This is a genomic window from Mesorhizobium sp. M0808, from assembly GCF_040320025.1.
Taxonomy (GTDB): domain Bacteria; phylum Pseudomonadota; class Alphaproteobacteria; order Rhizobiales; family Rhizobiaceae; genus Mesorhizobium.
In genome coordinates, this window is the sequence record NZ_JAMYOX010000001.1 from 230,389 (window position 1) to 245,196 (window position 14,808).

Annotated in this window: 15 protein-coding genes; 7 read left to right on the forward strand and 8 right to left on the reverse strand. The window is 62.7% G+C overall.

Features of this window, described 5'->3' with window-relative positions; genetic code table 11:
* The first annotated feature begins 197 nt into the window (after positions 1-197).
* On the forward strand, positions 198-839 hold the full coding sequence (locus NKI25_RS01135; protein ID WP_352491100.1) for a TetR family transcriptional regulator C-terminal domain-containing protein: 642 nt from the start codon (positions 198-200) through the stop codon (positions 837-839).
* Positions 840-905: 66 nt separating this feature from the next.
* On the opposite strand, the gene NKI25_RS01140 is transcribed toward NKI25_RS01135, so the two are convergent.
* Positions 906-1,778 (reverse strand): helix-turn-helix transcriptional regulator, encoded by an 873-nt coding sequence (locus tag NKI25_RS01140; protein WP_352796762.1) that lies wholly within the window; start codon positions 1,776-1,778, stop codon positions 906-908.
* A gap of 105 nt (positions 1,779-1,883) precedes the next feature.
* Here NKI25_RS01140 and NKI25_RS01145 point away from each other — a divergent pair, with 105 nt between their 5' ends.
* Positions 1,884-2,735 carry an SDR family NAD(P)-dependent oxidoreductase gene (locus NKI25_RS01145; RefSeq protein ID WP_352589370.1) on the forward strand — a complete coding sequence of 284 codons (852 nt, stop codon included), beginning with the start codon at positions 1,884-1,886 and terminating at the stop codon, positions 2,733-2,735.
* Positions 2,732-3,454 (forward strand): SDR family oxidoreductase, encoded by a 723-nt coding sequence (locus NKI25_RS01150; protein ID WP_352589366.1) that lies wholly within the window; start codon positions 2,732-2,734, stop codon positions 3,452-3,454. Before NKI25_RS01145 ends, NKI25_RS01150 begins: the two co-directional genes overlap by 4 nt.
* 35 nt (positions 3,455-3,489) lie before the next feature.
* Here the strand turns inward: NKI25_RS01150 and NKI25_RS01155 are convergent, their stop codons facing one another.
* The 5 genes from NKI25_RS01155 to NKI25_RS01175 all read right to left on the reverse strand — a co-directional run bounded on the left by NKI25_RS01155 (position 3,490) and on the right by NKI25_RS01175 (position 7,691).
* On the reverse strand, positions 3,490-3,867 hold the full coding sequence (locus NKI25_RS01155; RefSeq protein WP_023675861.1) for a DoxX family protein: 378 nt from the start codon (positions 3,865-3,867) through the stop codon (positions 3,490-3,492).
* A gap of 54 nt (positions 3,868-3,921) precedes the next feature.
* Positions 3,922-4,380, reverse strand: a complete 459-nt coding sequence (locus tag NKI25_RS01160; protein WP_023675860.1) for a carboxymuconolactone decarboxylase family protein — start codon at positions 4,378-4,380, stop codon at positions 3,922-3,924.
* 11 nt (positions 4,381-4,391) lie between these two features.
* A complete protein-coding gene (locus tag NKI25_RS01165; RefSeq protein ID WP_023675859.1) occupies positions 4,392-4,910 on the reverse strand; it encodes an RrF2 family transcriptional regulator in 519 nt (172 codons plus the stop codon).
* A 100-nt stretch (positions 4,911-5,010) separates the two neighbouring features.
* Positions 5,011-6,324, reverse strand: a complete 1,314-nt coding sequence (gene preA, locus NKI25_RS01170; RefSeq protein ID WP_352578713.1) for an NAD-dependent dihydropyrimidine dehydrogenase subunit PreA — start codon at positions 6,322-6,324, stop codon at positions 5,011-5,013.
* 2 nt (positions 6,325-6,326) lie between these two features.
* Positions 6,327-7,691: an NAD(P)-dependent oxidoreductase gene (locus tag NKI25_RS01175; RefSeq protein WP_352456222.1), complete on the reverse strand. Its 1,365-nt coding sequence runs from the start codon at positions 7,689-7,691 to the stop codon at positions 6,327-6,329.
* Between NKI25_RS01175 and NKI25_RS01180 the strand changes: the two genes are divergently transcribed.
* From NKI25_RS01180 to NKI25_RS01190, 3 genes are all read left to right on the forward strand, one after another.
* A complete protein-coding gene (locus NKI25_RS01180; RefSeq protein WP_352589360.1) occupies positions 7,668-8,330 on the forward strand; it encodes a hypothetical protein in 663 nt (220 codons plus the stop codon). The two genes, NKI25_RS01175 and NKI25_RS01180, sit on opposite strands and share 24 nt — an antisense overlap.
* A gap of 279 nt (positions 8,331-8,609) precedes the next feature.
* Positions 8,610-9,386, forward strand: a complete 777-nt coding sequence (locus tag NKI25_RS01185) for a VOC family protein (protein WP_352647022.1) — start codon at positions 8,610-8,612, stop codon at positions 9,384-9,386.
* A gap of 155 nt (positions 9,387-9,541) precedes the next feature.
* On the forward strand, positions 9,542-9,934 hold the full coding sequence (locus NKI25_RS01190; RefSeq protein ID WP_352456225.1) for a DoxX family protein: 393 nt from the start codon (positions 9,542-9,544) through the stop codon (positions 9,932-9,934).
* 4 nt (positions 9,935-9,938) lie between these two features.
* Here NKI25_RS01190 and NKI25_RS01195 read toward each other — a convergent pair whose 3' ends face one another.
* Together NKI25_RS01195 and NKI25_RS01200 are read right to left on the reverse strand one after the other, a co-directional pair.
* Positions 9,939-12,380 carry a GcvT family protein gene (locus NKI25_RS01195; RefSeq protein ID WP_352997832.1) on the reverse strand — a complete coding sequence of 814 codons (2,442 nt, stop codon included), beginning with the start codon at positions 12,378-12,380 and terminating at the stop codon, positions 9,939-9,941.
* 79 nt (positions 12,381-12,459) lie between these two features.
* Positions 12,460-13,998, reverse strand: a complete 1,539-nt coding sequence (locus tag NKI25_RS01200) for a trimethylamine methyltransferase family protein (protein ID WP_352997834.1) — start codon at positions 13,996-13,998, stop codon at positions 12,460-12,462.
* 218 nt (positions 13,999-14,216) lie between these two features.
* Between NKI25_RS01200 and NKI25_RS01205 the strand changes: the two genes are divergently transcribed.
* Positions 14,217-14,807 carry a transglycosylase SLT domain-containing protein gene (locus tag NKI25_RS01205; protein WP_023675850.1) on the forward strand — a complete coding sequence of 197 codons (591 nt, stop codon included), beginning with the start codon at positions 14,217-14,219 and terminating at the stop codon, positions 14,805-14,807.
* Position 14,808: the final 1 nt, after the last annotated feature.

Genomic DNA, 14,808 nt, shown 5'->3' on the forward strand with positions numbered 1-14,808 from the left:
GTCTTTCCAACGCTTGGTCTTCGCGACGTTTTCGTGCTACGCAAATTTTTGACCGGTTGGACAAACGTTAGCACCGCCTTATCAGCGGTCAAGGGATTACTAGCGGAAATGCGGCTTTCGAAGTGCGCTCCACAGGGCGAGGAAAAACTGGTCCAGAGAATTGGTCCAGACACTCCTCCCAGCGAAGGTTTTGCGGGGTGACGGGGGCGGTCGAAAGCTCCGCTCCTCGCCGCACCCGCATTCAGCTGGAAAAGCGCGAGCTCATCCTGGAGGCGGCGCTCGAAGTCTTCTCGACCAACGGTTTTCGCGGCTCGACCATCGACCAGATCGCCGAAGCCGCCGGCATGTCGAAGCCAAACCTGCTCTATTATTTCCGCCGTAAGGAGGACATCCACAAGACGCTGATGCAGCGGCTTCTCGACACCTGGCTGGCGCCGCTGCGCGAGCTCGACGACATCGGCGATCCGCTAACCGAACTGCGCAGCTACATCAGGCGCAAGCTGGAAATGGCGCGCGATTTCCCGCGCGAGAGCCGCCTGTTCGCCAATGAGATCCTGCAGGGCGCGCCGCGCATCATGCCGATGCTGGAAGGGGAGTTGAAGACGCTGGTCGACGAGAAAGCCAACGTCATCAAGGGCTGGATGCGCGCCGGCAAGATCGCCCGCACCGACCCCTGGCACCTGATCTTCTCGATCTGGGCGACGACGCAGCATTATGCCGATTTCGACGTGCAGGTGCGCGCCGTGCTCGGCCCCGACCGCGGCGGCGACGGCCGCTTCGAGGATGCCGCAAGATTTCTTGAGCAGCTGTTCATCGACGGGCTGAAGCCGAAGGGCTGACGACCATGATCCCGAAAAGTGGAAGCCGGTTTTCGGACAAGATCATGGTCAAAACAAAGATAGGGTTCAGGCGCTGCGCCGCTCGGCCGGAAGCGTCTCCAGCAGTTGTTCGAGCTTGGCGATCGAGTTCTGCTCGGCGAGCGGCGTGTAGACGATCAGCTTCATGTCCGAGCCGTCGTCGATCGACAGGCTCATATGCTCGAACGCCATGGCGCCTGCCGTCGGATGCCTGACATGCTTCACACCCGACAGGTTGCGGGCCACATCGCGCAGCGGCCACCATGCCCGAAACTCCGGGCTTGAACGTGTCATCAGCGCGATCAGCCGCTCGAAATCCGGGTCGCCGACATATTTGGCGCTTTCCGCCCGGAATGACGCCAGCACGGCACGCGCCAGTTCCTCCCAGTCGACGAGCAGGCGCCGATGCTGCGGGCTGGTGAAAACCATATGGACGATGTTGCGGGCATCGCCCTCCAGCAGGCCATAGTCGCCGAACACGGCTGCCGCGGCAGAGTTCCAGGCCAGCACATCCCAGCGCCGCCCGACGACATAGGCCGGCTGCAGGACCAGGCTTTGCAGCATGTGCAGCAAGGGTCCGTCGACTTTTTCAGGCGCATCGACGCGATGCTCCGGCTGCGGACGGCCGGCAAGGATGAACAGATGCCGTTGCTCGGCCGCGTCCAGGCGCAATGCCTGACTGAGCGCCGTCAGCACCTCGACGGACGGCCGCACGTCGCGCCCTTGCTCCAGCCATGTGTACCAGGTCGTGCCGACGCCGGCGATCATCGCCACCTCCTCGCGCCGCAGCCCGGGTGTGCGCCGGCGCAGGCCGGTCGAGATGCCCGTGGCCGATGGCGTCAGCCTTTCGCGCCGCGAACGCAGAAAGGCGCCAAGCTCGCGGCGACGGCTGCCTTCGGCAGAATGCGTGGTGGAATCCATCGGCGCTATTATAGCAGTACCGATACCAGGATAAAGTTTGAACTGTTTGGCATGCGTCTGGTGCCCCATCTTTCTGCTCAGAGCGATGACATGGAGGCTCTGAACATGGAACTGAAAGACAAGACGATCCTGATTACCGGCTCGACCGACGGCGTCGGCAGAGTCGTGGCGCAAAGGCTCGGCGCCGGCGGCGCCCGCATCCTGGTGCATGGCCGCGACGCGACAAGGGGCAAGGCGACCGTGGCCGAGATCGAAGCCGCCGGCGGCAAGGCCGAGCTGCTTGTCGCCGACCTCTCCTCCCTGGCCGAGGTCCGCCGCCTCGCCGAAGCCGTCCGCGCCAGGACTGACCGGCTCGATATCCTCATCAACAATGCCGGCGTCGGCACAGCCGGCCCCAACGCGAAACGGCAGGTCAGCGCCGACGGCTACGAGCTGCGCTTTGCCGTCAATTATCTCGCCGGCTTCCTGCTCACTACGGAGCTGCTGCCGCTGCTCAAGGCCAGTGCGCCGGCGCGCATCATCAATGTCGCCTCGGCCGGGCAACGGGCGATCGACTTCAGGGATGTCATGCTGACCCGCTCCTACGACGGCGTTCGTGCCTACTGCCAGAGCAAGCTGGCGCAGATCATGTTCACCATCGATCTGGCGGAGCAGCTGAACGGCACCGGCGTCACGGTCAACAGCCTGCATCCGGCAAGCTACATGAACACCACGATGGTGCGGCAGGCGGGCGTCACACCCTGGAGTTCGGTCGAAACCGGCGCCGAAGCCATCATCAATCTCGCCACATCGCCCGCGCTGGAAGGGCGAAGCGGCCTCTATTTCGACGGCCAAAGGGAATCCCGCGCCGATGCGCAAGCCTATGACGCGAAGGCGAGGCAGCAGTTGCGTGAATTGAGCCTCGGTCTTGTCGGGCTCGCACCCGCTTCCGCCACATCGAAGAAAGAAAATTCATGATCGAGAAAACGCAGCACGCCGTGATCATCGGCGGCTCCTCCGGCATTGGCCTCGCCACCGCGAAAAAGCTGCTTGGCCCGGGGATGAAGGTGACGATCACCGGGCGCAGCAGGGAAAGGCTCGACAATGCATGGCAAAGCCTTGGCGGCGCCGTCGAAAAAGCTGCCTTCGATGCCGCGAAGCCGGACGAGGTTCGCCGGTTCTTCAACGAACTCGGCCCTTTCGATCACCTGGTGCTGGCCGCCAGCGGCGGCAAGGGCCTCGGCCCGTTCGAAACGCTTGACCTGACCGACATCGGCGGCGGCGTCGACGAGAAGGTCCGGCCACAGCTCTCCTGCCTGCAGGCCGCCTTGCCGACGCTGAACAAGAGCGGCTCGGTGACTTTCATCTCGGCGGTGTCGGCGCAATTGTCGGCGCCGGGTGTCGCCGGCATCGCCGCCGTCAACGGCATGCTGCTGACCGTGGTGCCGATCCTCGCGATGGAGCTGAAGCCGTTACGCGTCAATGTCGTGGCGCCGGGCGTCATCGACACGCCGTGGTGGGATTTCCTGCCCGATGAACAGCGCCATGCGGTGTTTGCCGAGTATGCCGGCAAGACGCCGGTCGGCCGTATCGGCCGCGCCGAGGACGTCGCCAGCGCGATCGCATTCCTCGTCTCCAACGGGTTCATGACCGGCCAGGTGCTGACCTGCGACGGCGGCCTGCGCTTTGCGGCGTGAGCGGTGATGCGTCCACCGTTTCGGGACGGTCGCTGCTATGCCGCCTGCCCCATCAGCGAGAGAAACCCGCCGGTCAGCGCGACATTGGCGACAAACCCATTGATTCGGGCTGCGCGTTCCGGCCCCTGATGGTCCCAGAAATTGTGGAACATCGGCGTCGCGGCAATGAGGAACAGGATTAGCGCCGCCGCCGCGACAGCAGTCCACAAACCCGTCAACACCAACGCGCCGGCGCCGATCTGCAGGACGATGCCGGCCCACAGCGCCAGCCGCGCCTGCGGCACGCCTCGCGTCGCCATCAATTGGGTCACGAAAGCCCGGTTCTGGATGTTGCGCAGGCCGGCAAAGACGAAGGCGCCACCAAGCAGCAGACGGGCGGCAAATAGAATCTCGTTCTCAAAGTTTGCAAACATGTTCTTGATCTCCAACTGAAAACGGGCGCGCAGCTCGCGCGCCCGTTTCGTCGATCAGGCGGCCTTGGCTGCCGGCATCGGATGAAGGGCGTGGAACGGGATGCAAAGCCGGTTCCAGGTGTTGATCATGCCGAGCGCGACCGACAGCTTGACCAGTTCCTCTTCCGAGAAATGCTCGAGCGTCTGCACATAGAGTTCGTCCGAAACACCGCTTTCGGCGATCTTCGTCACCGCATCCGTCCAGGCAAAGGCGGCGCGTTCGCGTGCCGAAAATAGCGGCGATTCCTTCCAGGCCGAGACGAGATAAAGCCTCTGCTCAGTCTCGCCATCGCGCCTAGCCTCACGGCTGTGCATCTCGACGCAATAGGAGCAACCATTGATCTGCGATGCCCTGAGCTTGATCAGATGCAGCAGGCTCGCCTCGAGCCCGCATTCGTCGACCGCCTTGTTGAGTGCCGACACCGCCTTCATGATCTCCGGCGCCTTGGCGAAAAATTGCATCCGCTGTTTCATCGTCTTTCCTTTCATGCTTGCTTGGTTGAACTGGATTTCTGCGGCCGCTGATGGCGCGCCACAAAGGCGCAACTGGCAGCAATCGATCTCGGATCGCCTTCTGCCGCGTAAGTGGCCACGATGTCGGACAGCTTGGTTTCGGCAAGTGCGGCACGATAGGCGCGCTCGGCCTTCAGCATCGCGGCATTGATGCCGCATAGTTTGACGTAGGCCGATGCATCGAGCTTGACGGGACCGTTGCGGCGGATCTCGCCGCAGCGAAAGGCAGGTTCGCGCCCTTCGACAGCGAGCACGATATCGAGCAGCGTAATGCGCTCGGCCGGCCGTGCTAGCCGATAGCCGCCGGACGGCCCCGGCACTGATTCCAGAATGCCGGACGCAGTCAGCGCGTTGAGATGCTTAAGCAGATAGCTCGGCGACAGCCCGAACGCCTCGGCCATGGCAGCACCTGGCAAGGTCGCGGCGCCATCAACGCCGGCGAGCATCGCGGCGCAGTGGATGGCCGCTTCGACGCCTTCGCCCAGCTTCATTTCGCTCTCCTGTTCATGGATATAGATTATCGTGGATAACTTTTATCCGCAATAGGAAAGTCAAAAAGCGGCGCCATGAACGCCGCTTTTTTTCGCAATGCTATTCCGCCGCCACCTTGGCCATCGGATTGTTCGGATGCGTCGTCCAGTTGGCATAGATCGGCGACACCGGCCTGCCGGTGCGCTGGTCCATCACGCCGACCGCCAGCGCCTCCATGGTGATGCAGTTCTCGACCGGACAGACATTGACGCAGAGATTGCAGCCGACGCATTCGGCCTCGATCACCTCGAAATGCCTGACGCCATCGACGATTGCGGTGATCGCCTGGTGCGAAGTGTCCTCGCAGGCAATGTGGCAGCGGCCGCATTTGATGCAGGCATCCTGGTCGATATGCGCCTTGGCGACGTAGTTGAGGTTGAGATACTGCCAGTCGGTGACGTTGGGCGTGGCACGGCCGACGATGTCGTCGAGCGTGGCATGGCCCTTCTCGTCCATCCAGTTTTCCAGGCCGGCGATCATCTCCTGCACGATCTTGAAGCCGTAGGTCATCGCCGCCGTGCACACCTGCACATTGCCGGCGCCGAGCGCCATGAATTCGGCGGCGTCGCGCCAGGTGGTAATGCCGCCGATACCGGAGATCGGCAGGCCATGCGTTTCCGGATCGCGCGCGATCTCGGCCACCATGTTCATGGCGATCGGCTTCACCGCCGGACCGCAATAGCCGCCATGCGAACCCTTGCCGTCGATCGTCGGCTCCGGTGCGAAATTGTCGAGGTTGACGCCGGTGATCGAATTGATGGTGTTGATCAGCGACACCGCGTCGGTGCCGCCGGCAAGGGCAGCGCGTGCCGGCTTGCGTATGTCGGTGATGTTGGGCGTCAGCTTGGTGATGACCGGCATGCGGGTATTGGCCTTGCACCAACGCACCACCATTTCGATGTATTCCGGCACCTGGCCGACCGCCGCACCCATGCCGCGTTCCGACATGCCGTGCGGGCAGCCGAAATTGAGCTCGATGCCGTCAGCGCCGGTCTCCTCGACCACCGGCAGGATCGCCTTCCAGGCATGCTCCTCGCACGGCACCATCAGCGAGACGACGATCGCCCGGTCGGGCCAGTCCATCTTGACCTGCTTGATCTCGCGCAGATTGACCTGCAGGTCACGGTCGGTGATCAGCTCGATATTGTTCAGACCAAGCAGGCGACGATCGGCGCCCCAGATGGCGCCGTAGCGCGGCCCGTTGACGTTGACCACCGGCGGCCCTTCTTCGCCGAGCGTCTTCCAGACAACGCCGCCCCAGCCAGCCTTGAAGGCGCGGATGACGTTATAGGCCTTGTCGGTCGGCGGCGCCGAGGCCAGCCAGAACGGGTTCGGCGATTTGATGCCGACGAAATTGTTGCGGATGTCTGCCATGCTCATGCCCTCCCGTTCGAGGTCAGTGCCCGATGAATGCTTTCCGCCGCGTCGCGGCCTTGTGCGACGGCCGAGACTGTCAGGTCGTCGCCGCCAAAGATGCAGTCGCCGCCGGCCCAGACGTTTGGCAGCGAGGTGCGGCCTTCGGCGTCGACCTTGATGCGGCCGGCTTCCAGGTCAAGCAAAGCCCCGCTGCCGTTGAGCGCAGCCGGGACAAAACTCTGGCCGATCGCCTTGAACACCTGGTCGGCGGTCAACGTCAGCCGCTCGCCGGTGCCGACGAGCCGGTCGCCGTCCATCGCGGTGTATTCGAGCTCGATCGCCGACACCTTGCCGGCGTCGGCAATGACCCGCTTCGGCTGCAACCAGTGCCGGATGATGACGCCGTTGGCGGCAGCCAGATCCTGCTCGAATTCGGAGGCGTTCATGTGCTCCGGGCCGCGCCGATAGCAGATCGTTACCTCTTCGGCTCCGAGCAGCTTCGATTGCACCGCCGCGTCGATCGCCGTCATGCCGCCGCCGATGACGACAACACGCCGGCCGACCGGCAGGCTGGCCAGATCACTGGCCTGGCGAAGCTCGGCAATGAACTCGACAGCATTGCTGACGCCCGGCGCCTCCTCGCCATCCGCTCGCAAGGCATTGACGCCGGCAAGCCCCATGCCGAGGAACACCGCATCGTAATTCCTGGTCAGATCCGACAGCTGGTAATCACGGCCGAGCGCCTTGCCGTTCTGGATGTCGATGCCGCCGATCGACGTGACATAGTCGACTTCAGCCTGGGCGAAATTGTCGACGCTCTTATAGGCGGCGATACCGTATTCATTGAGGCCGCCGGGCTTTGGCCGAGCTTCCAGGATGGTCACGTCGTGGCCGTAGCGGGAGAGCCGATGCGCGGCGGCAAGCCCCGCCGGTCCGGCGCCGACCACGGCGACCGTCTTGCCGGTCGGTTCGGGGCGCTCGTAGAACTGCTTGTTTTCGGCCATGGCGACATCGGTGGCGTAGCGCTGAAGGCGACCGATCTGCACCGGCTTGCCTTCGGCCACCTCGCGCACGCAGACTTCTTCGCACAGCGTCTCGGTCGGGCAGACGCGGGCGCACATGCCGCCCAAAATGTTCTGATCAAAAATAGTCTTGGCTGAGCCGATCGGATTGCCCGTCGAAATCTGGCGGATGAACAGCGGGATGTCGATCGAGGTCGGGCATGCATTCATGCACGGCGCATCATAGCAGAAATAGCAGCGGTCGGACTCGACCAGCGCCTCGTGATGATCGAGCGGCGGGTGCAGGTCGGCGAAGTTATCAGCATATTGGTCCGGCGAGAGCCGCCCGCCGGCAATGCCTTGCTTGAACTGGCCTTCTGGCATCGTCAGTTCCCTATGTTCTTGTTTTGGGGAAGGCTAGCACGTTTTATTTTTTTATCAATTGGTCAATTTTCGGTGCAAACCGCTGAAAGGGCTGAACAAAACATGATAGATGCACTCATGTTTTTTGAGCACCGTCCGTTGCGCCTCAAGGATGCGGCGCGCAGAATTGGCTATCAGGGCGGTAGGCGCTTGAGCATCGTGCGCGACTTTCAAACATTGGAGAAGGTGATGGACATTGTTCAGGAGGCGGTTCAGCGGTGGGAGCCTGTGCAAGATTTACCGCTGGCTGCCTGCCAGGTGTGGCGTCTGAAATCCGACAACTACTTTGAATTGGCCGTCGAAGGCGACTTCTTCGTCGGGACGTCCGAACGAACCCTCAAGATCAACTTCCACGGAGTGCTAGCAATTTCGGCTTATGACGACATGTTGGGAGTGACCCATGTCAGCGCTAGCAGCTCAATCCCCTTGATTGGCTCTGGCAGGCAAGCCTCCTATAGATGGCCCCTCCTCCGAGTCGAGAACTCGCACTGGTTGCGATCAATACCCGGGCCGACAGACGACTGTTCGCATTTCCTATTGCTCAGTCTCGAATGCACGGTAGAGGTGATTGCTCGTGAAGCCATAGCCGCTTGGATCTGATCACTGCGTTGCGCACCACGCCTTCCACAACCATTCCGGGCAGCGGGATAGGCCTTAGACTGGTGATGGTCCGCTCTGGTCAGGGAAGTGAGCGACATCCGGCGCATGGATCAACAACCCCTCGTTGACTGCGAGCAAAGTCGAAAACCGCGGGCGCGCAACCCGGTAACATTTCCAATTTGCCGTCATCTTTTTTGGTTGGCTGTCGGATTTTCGTCGTGAAGATCGTCCTAGAATGGATCGCGCATGATCGATGTACAAACCGCAAGGAGCACGACAATGCCACAGTCCCCCATGCCCTTCTTCTGGTACGAGCTGATGACCACCGATCTCGACGCCGCCGAGGCGTTTTACACCTCCGTGGTGGGCTGGAGGGGGCAGCCTTTCGAAGGGGCCCAGGGCATGCCGCGCTATATCGTCATGAATGTCGGCGAGCGCGGCGTCGGCGGGTTGATGACGCTGCCCGATGACGCGCGCAAGATGGGCATGCCGCCGGCCTGGGTCGGTTATATCCTCACCAGGGATGTCGATGCCGCAACGGCCTCCCTCAAGAAGGCTGGTGGCGCGGTTCACCGCGAGCCCGACGACATTCCTGGCGTCGGCCGCTTCGCCGTCGTTGCAGACCCGCAAGGCGCGATGTTCAACTTCCTGCAGCCCAGCGGCCCCGACCAGCCGCCGCTACAGTTGGCGACCCCCGGCAACATCGGCTGGCATGAGCTCTACACGTCAGACTGGAAGGCGGCGTTCGATTTCTATTCCAGCCAGTTCGGCTGGGAGAAGGGCGACGCCATGGATATGGGTCCGATGGGCGTCTATCAGCTTTTCGCCTTCGGCGGCGAGCCCGTTGGCGGCATGATGAACAAGCCCGAGCAGATCCCGGCGCCGGTCTGGCAGTTCTATTTCAACGTGCCCGGCATCGACGCGGCAGCCAAGCGCGTCACCGACAATGGCGGCAAGATCCTGATGGGTCCGATGGAGGTCCCCGGCGGCAGCTGGATCGTACAGTGCACAGACCCGCAAGGCGCGCACTTTGCTCTGACAGCGCCCGGGCATTAACGGCCGCGCTGATCGCGGGGCCGCCATCGTGCGGCCCCAAGGCTGCAGCACGCCTCACGACTCACTCACCGACAGTTGAATGCAGGCCGGACTATGTGAATGGTCCGGTCTTTGGCGATGACCTATGGCCGGGCTAGGTGAAAATGGAGTCGTAGATGAAGCTTTTCGAAGGCCTCGCCGGATATCAACCGTTCGCCCTTGCCGCCTTGCGCATCATGACGGCGCTGCAGTTCATTGAGCACGGCACCCAGAAACTGTTCAATTTCCCCGTCGGCGACCATGCCGGCACCATGAGCGGGCTATCGCTGACCGCGGCCATCCTGGAATTCGGAGGCGGCATCCTGCTGGTATTGGGGCTTTTCACCAGACCGGTGGCATTCCTTCTCAGCGGCGAGATGGCGATCGCCTATTTCATGGCGCACATGCCGCGCGACTTTTTCCCGGTCAACAATGGCGGCGATGCGGCAATATCGTTCTGTTTCATCTTCCTGTATCTGGCGTTCGCCGGCGCCGGCGCCCTGGCGCTGGACAACCGCCGCGGTGCCTGAAACGTCACCCACGCATCCGCTCGAAATTCGCGTCGAACAGCGGGATCGGCTGCATGCGCGCAGCGTGGCGTTTGCCCAGAAGCTCAATCTCGAAGCCGTCGGCTTCGTCGGCAATCTCTTTCGGCACATAGCCGATGGCGACGGACTTTTTCGAATGATGCGCGTAGCCGCCCGACGTGACCCAACCGCGCACGGCACCGCCGTACCAGATTGGCTCGTCGCCGATGACGTCGGCATCGGCAGCATCGACGACAAAGGCCCGCAGCCGCAGTCTGCCGCCTTGCTTGCGCTCGGCCAGCGCCATCTGCTTGCCGATGAAATCGGCCTCTTTGCCGTAGGCGACGAAGCGGTCGAGGCCGGCCTCCAGCGGCCCATAGATCGGCCGGTATTCGCGCGCCCATGAGCCGTAATTCTTCTCGAGCCGCAGCGCATTGAGCGCGCGCGAGCCGAACAGGCCGATGCCGAATTCCTCGCCCGCCGCCATCAGCGCCTGATAGGCGGCACGCTGATATTCCGGCGCCACCCAGATCTCGTAGCCGAGGTCGCCGGTGTAGCTGACGCGCCCGACCAGGCACGGCGCCATGCCGATATCCATCCTGCTGATGGCCATGAACGGAAAGGCCGTATTCGATACGTCCGCCCGCGTAACTTTTGCCAACACGTCGCGCGCCTTGGGGCCAGCGATCGACAGGCCGGTGAGTTTTGCTCCCGACGCTTCGATACTGACCGAGCCGTCCTGCGGCAGATGCGCCTCGAACCAGCGCATATGGTACTGCTCGGCGACGCCGGAGCCGGCCAGGAACCAATCGTCACTTTCCGAATTTGGACTGCCGAGATTGGCCAGCGTGAAATCGCCAATCAGCCTTCCGTCTTCCTTCAGCATCGGCGCCAGCGTCATGCGGCCGGGCCTTGGCAACTTGCAGGCAAGCAGGCGGTCGAGCCAGGCTGCAGCGCCCTCGCCGGTTACCCTGTATTTGGCGAATGACGAGATTTCCGACAGGCCAACGCCTTCACGAACGGTCTTGACCTCATTCGCGACATGCTCGAAGTCGCTCGAGCGGCGCCAGGAGAATTCGTCCTTGACCCCTTCGGGCGCATACCACAGCGGCACTTCCAGCCCATAGGCGACGCCCCATTGCGCGCCCTCGGCCGACAACAGATCATAGACCGGCGTGGTCTTGAGCGGTCGCCCAGCCGGCAGTTCCTCGTTCGGGAAGCGGATCGAAAACCGCCGCGAATAGTTTTCGCGCACCTTGGCATTGGTGTAGGCCATCGTCGCCCAGTCACCGTAGCGCGACACATCCATCGCCCAGATATCGGCGCCGGGATCGCCTTCGATCATCCAGTTCGACAGCGCCAGCCCGACGCCGCCGCCCTGCGAGAACCCCGCCATGACACCACAGGCCACCCAGAACCCCGGCAGGCCGCGCACCGGCCCGACCAGCGGATTGCCGTCCGGTGCGAAGGTGAAGGGTCCGTTGATGATCTGCTTGATGCCGGTGTTCTGGAACGCCGGGAAATGCCGGAAGCCAACCTCCAGCGACGGTGCGATGCGGTCGATGTCGGGTTCGAGCAGCTCGTGGCCGAAATTCCATGGCGTCTGGAACTCGGACCATGGCTTGTTGGCCTTTTCGTAAGTGCCCATGAGCATGCCGCCGCGTTCCTGGCGCAGATAGAGCTCGCCGTCGAAGTCGACCGCATGGATGATCTCCGTGCCGGTCTTCAGGTTCCAGGCGGCGACCTCCGGCATGTCCTCGGTGATCAGGTACATGTGCTCCATCGCCAGCACCGGCAGCTCCAGCCCGACCATGCGGCCGACCTCGCGCGCCCACAGGCCGCCGGCATTGACGACATGTTCGGCCACAACCTCGCCCTTGTTGGTGATGACGCGCCACAGCCCGTCGGCGCGCCGCACAATGTCCTCGACCTTGGTGAAACGCTCGACCTCGGCACCAAGCTTCCTCGCCGCCTTGGCGTAGGCGTGGGTAACGCCGGACGGGTCGAGATGACCGTCCTCCTTGTTGCGGACGGCACCGACGAACTGCTTGGGATCGAGCAACGGCATCAGCTCGGCCGCCTCGTCAGGCGATATCTCCTCGAGCTCGATGCCGAGATAGCGGCCCTTGGCGACGACGCCGCGCAGCCAGTCGAGCCGCGCCTCCGTCGCTGCCAGCAAGACGCCGCCAGTCAAATGCACGCCGGTCGCCTGGCCGGACAGTTCCTCGATCTCCTTGTAGAGCGAGATTGTGTATTTCTGCAGCTTGGCGACATTGGGATCGCCATTGATGGTGTGCATGCCGCCGGCGGCGTGCCAGGTCGAGCCGGAGGTCAATTCATTGCGCTCCAGGAGCACGATGTCGGTCCAGCCGTGACGGGCCAGATGGAACAGCACGGAGCACCCGACAACGCCACCGCCGATAACCACGACCTTTGCATGCGATTTCATGGGATTCTCTCTGACGTCAACGAGTTGGATGGGAACGATGAATTCGGGGAGGAGCCCCACGAGCGCAAGCCTTCGATCATCACGGCTCGCTTTGCCCGATCGCTTCCTTGCGCTTGGCCACGTACGTCTCAAGCGCCTCGCGCCTGGAGACTTCCATCACCGGCTCGACATAGTCCTCCAGCGCCTTCTTCCAAAGCCTCGTCGCCCGCGCCGTGGCATCGAGCCCGCCAGCCTCCTGCCAGGCCTCGAAATTTTGCCAGTTGGACAGCATCGGCTGGTAGAAGGCTGTGGCGTAGCGCTCCAGAGTGTGCGGCTCGCCGAAGAAATGGCCGCCGGTCGGAACCGCACCCAGAGCCTCGACAGCAAGCTCGGCCTCGTTGACCTCGATCGGGCGCAAAAACTCCATCATGTGCTGGATCATCTCGACGTCGATGATGAACTTTTCGAACGACGCTGTCAGTCCGCCCTCTTGCCAGCCGGCGGCATGGTAGACGAGGTTGCCATGGCCGAGCACCGCGCCCCACAGCGCCATCAGCGTCTCATAGGCGCCTTGCGCGTCGGCGGCATTGGAAGCCGAGCCCGGCGTTGTGCGATAAGGCAGGTTGTAACGCCGCGCCAACTGTCCGGACGCGATATTCGCCTTGGTGTTTTCAGGCGTGCCGAACGCCGGCGCTCCCGATTTCATATCGACATTGGAGGTGAAGGCGCCATACATCACCGGCGCGCGGGGGCGGACGAGCTGCGTCAGCACCACGCCGAACAGCGCCTCGGCATTCTGCTGGGCGAGCGCGCCGGCAAGCGTCACCGGGCTCATCGCCCCCATCAGCGTGAATGGCGTTACCGCCACCGACTGGCCGAACTCGGCCATCGTCATCAGCCCCTCGGCCATCATCTCGTCGAAGCGGCGCGGCGAATTGACCGAAATGATCGTGGTGACGCCGGGATCGTCGCGCATCTCGTCAAGCGTCAGTCCGCGCGCGATTGCCATCATTTCGATGCCGTCGAGCGCCCTGCCGCGGCCGATGGCCGAGACGTGAAAGCTTTTGTCGGTCAGTGTCAGATTGGCGAAATAGGTGTCGAGATGACGGGAATTCGCCGGCAATTCTACCGGCGCGCAGACCTGGTTGCCTAGCATGTGGATGCAGTTGAAATGCTGCGCCAGCCGGACGAGATCGGAATAATCGCGCAAATTGCCGGCACGGCGGCCGCGCTCCATGTCGTGCACATTCGGCGGCCCGGCGACGAGCGTGAAGTTGATGGTATTGCCGCCGAGGTGGACGGCATGGGCGGGATTGCGCGGCGTCAGCGTATAGCTGGACTGCGTCGTCTTCAGCGCTTCCTCGATCATGCCGCGATCGATGCGGACGTTCATCGTTGCATGATCGACCTTGGCCCCGGCCTTCTCGAACAGCGACAGCGCCCGCGGGCTCATCACCTCGATGCCGAAATTCTCCAAGATATGCATCGACGCCTGGTGGATCGCCTCGATCTGGTCGGCCGAGAGCATCGCCATCGGCGGATAAGGGTTTGTCACCCGCCTGAGCGGCAGTTGCGGGATGGCGGTCGGTCCCCTGTTGCTGGTTCGCTCGGCGCCGCGCTTGCGTCTTGGTTCGCTCATGCCGCGCATCAAAGCGCCGGCACGAGGATCGAGCTGTCAAGAATCCGCCACCTGCGGGCGTGATTTTAGCCAAGGCGGCATTCCGGGAATTTCACATCGGTAAAAGCGACAACAAACGTCGGAATGGTTATACTTGTTCCGCGTCAGGCAAAGCGGCCGATGAGCCGTTAAGGAACGCAGCAAGATTCCTTTTATGTTTTCGGCCTAATGCTCTTGCAATGCGTAGGTTGAGTTTTAGTAAAATTGTAGCGATTGCCGTGCCGCTGGCGCTTTCGGCCTGCGCGACGCCGCCGAACCACATCAACGATGTCTGCGCCGTTTTCGACCAGAATGACGGCTGGTTCGACAATTGGCAGGCGGCGGCACAACGCACCGAGCAGAAATACGGTGTGCCGGTTCCCGTGCTGATGGCGACGGTGCGCAAGGAATCCGGCTTCAAGAGCAACGCAAGGCCGCCGCGCACCAAGCTGCTGGGCTTCATTCCCTGGAAACATATCTCCAGCGCCACCGGCTTCTCGCAGGCGCTCGACGGCACCTGGGCGCAATACCAGAACGAGACCGGCAGCTGGGCGGCGCGCCGCACCCGCTTTGCCGATGCCGTCGATTTCGTCGGCTGGTATCATTCCAAGACCGCCGAGACCCTCGGCGTCGCCCGCAACGACACCTACAATCTGTATCTCGCCTACTATCTCGGCTGGAATGCCTATAAGCGCGGCAATCGCGGCGACGCCGACGTGCAGCGCTATGCGCATGCCACCGAACAGATGGCGCAGGACTACGCCGCGCAGCTACGGCAATGCGCGCCCTAGC

Excerpts from the sequence above, each read along its gene's own strand:
- NKI25_RS01185 (WP_352647022.1), top strand. The coding sequence starts at position 8,610 with ATGCCACAGTCCCCCATGCCCTTCTTCTGGTACGAGCTGATGACCACC.
- NKI25_RS01150 (WP_352589366.1), top strand. The coding sequence starts at position 2,732 with ATGATCGAGAAAACGCAGCACGCCGTGATCATCGGCGGCTCCTCCGGC.
- NKI25_RS01205 (WP_023675850.1), top strand. The coding sequence starts at position 14,217 with ATGCGTAGGTTGAGTTTTAGTAAAATTGTAGCGATTGCCGTGCCGCTG.
- NKI25_RS01155 (WP_023675861.1), bottom strand. The coding sequence starts at position 3,867 with ATGTTTGCAAACTTTGAGAACGAGATTCTATTTGCCGCCCGTCTGCTG.
- NKI25_RS01165 (WP_023675859.1), bottom strand. The coding sequence starts at position 4,910 with ATGAAGCTGGGCGAAGGCGTCGAAGCGGCCATCCACTGCGCCGCGATG.
- NKI25_RS01140 (WP_352796762.1), bottom strand. The coding sequence starts at position 1,778 with ATGGATTCCACCACGCATTCTGCCGAAGGCAGCCGTCGCCGCGAGCTT.
- NKI25_RS01190 (WP_352456225.1), top strand. The coding sequence starts at position 9,542 with ATGAAGCTTTTCGAAGGCCTCGCCGGATATCAACCGTTCGCCCTTGCC.
- NKI25_RS01175 (WP_352456222.1), bottom strand. The coding sequence starts at position 7,691 with ATGCCAGAAGGCCAGTTCAAGCAAGGCATTGCCGGCGGGCGGCTCTCG.
- NKI25_RS01160 (WP_023675860.1), bottom strand. The coding sequence starts at position 4,380 with ATGAAACAGCGGATGCAATTTTTCGCCAAGGCGCCGGAGATCATGAAG.
- NKI25_RS01195 (WP_352997832.1), bottom strand. The coding sequence starts at position 12,380 with ATGAAATCGCATGCAAAGGTCGTGGTTATCGGCGGTGGCGTTGTCGGG.
- NKI25_RS01200 (WP_352997834.1), bottom strand. The coding sequence starts at position 13,998 with ATGAGCGAACCAAGACGCAAGCGCGGCGCCGAGCGAACCAGCAACAGG.
- preA (WP_352578713.1), bottom strand. The coding sequence starts at position 6,324 with ATGGCAGACATCCGCAACAATTTCGTCGGCATCAAATCGCCGAACCCG.
- NKI25_RS01145 (WP_352589370.1), top strand. The coding sequence starts at position 1,884 with ATGGAACTGAAAGACAAGACGATCCTGATTACCGGCTCGACCGACGGC.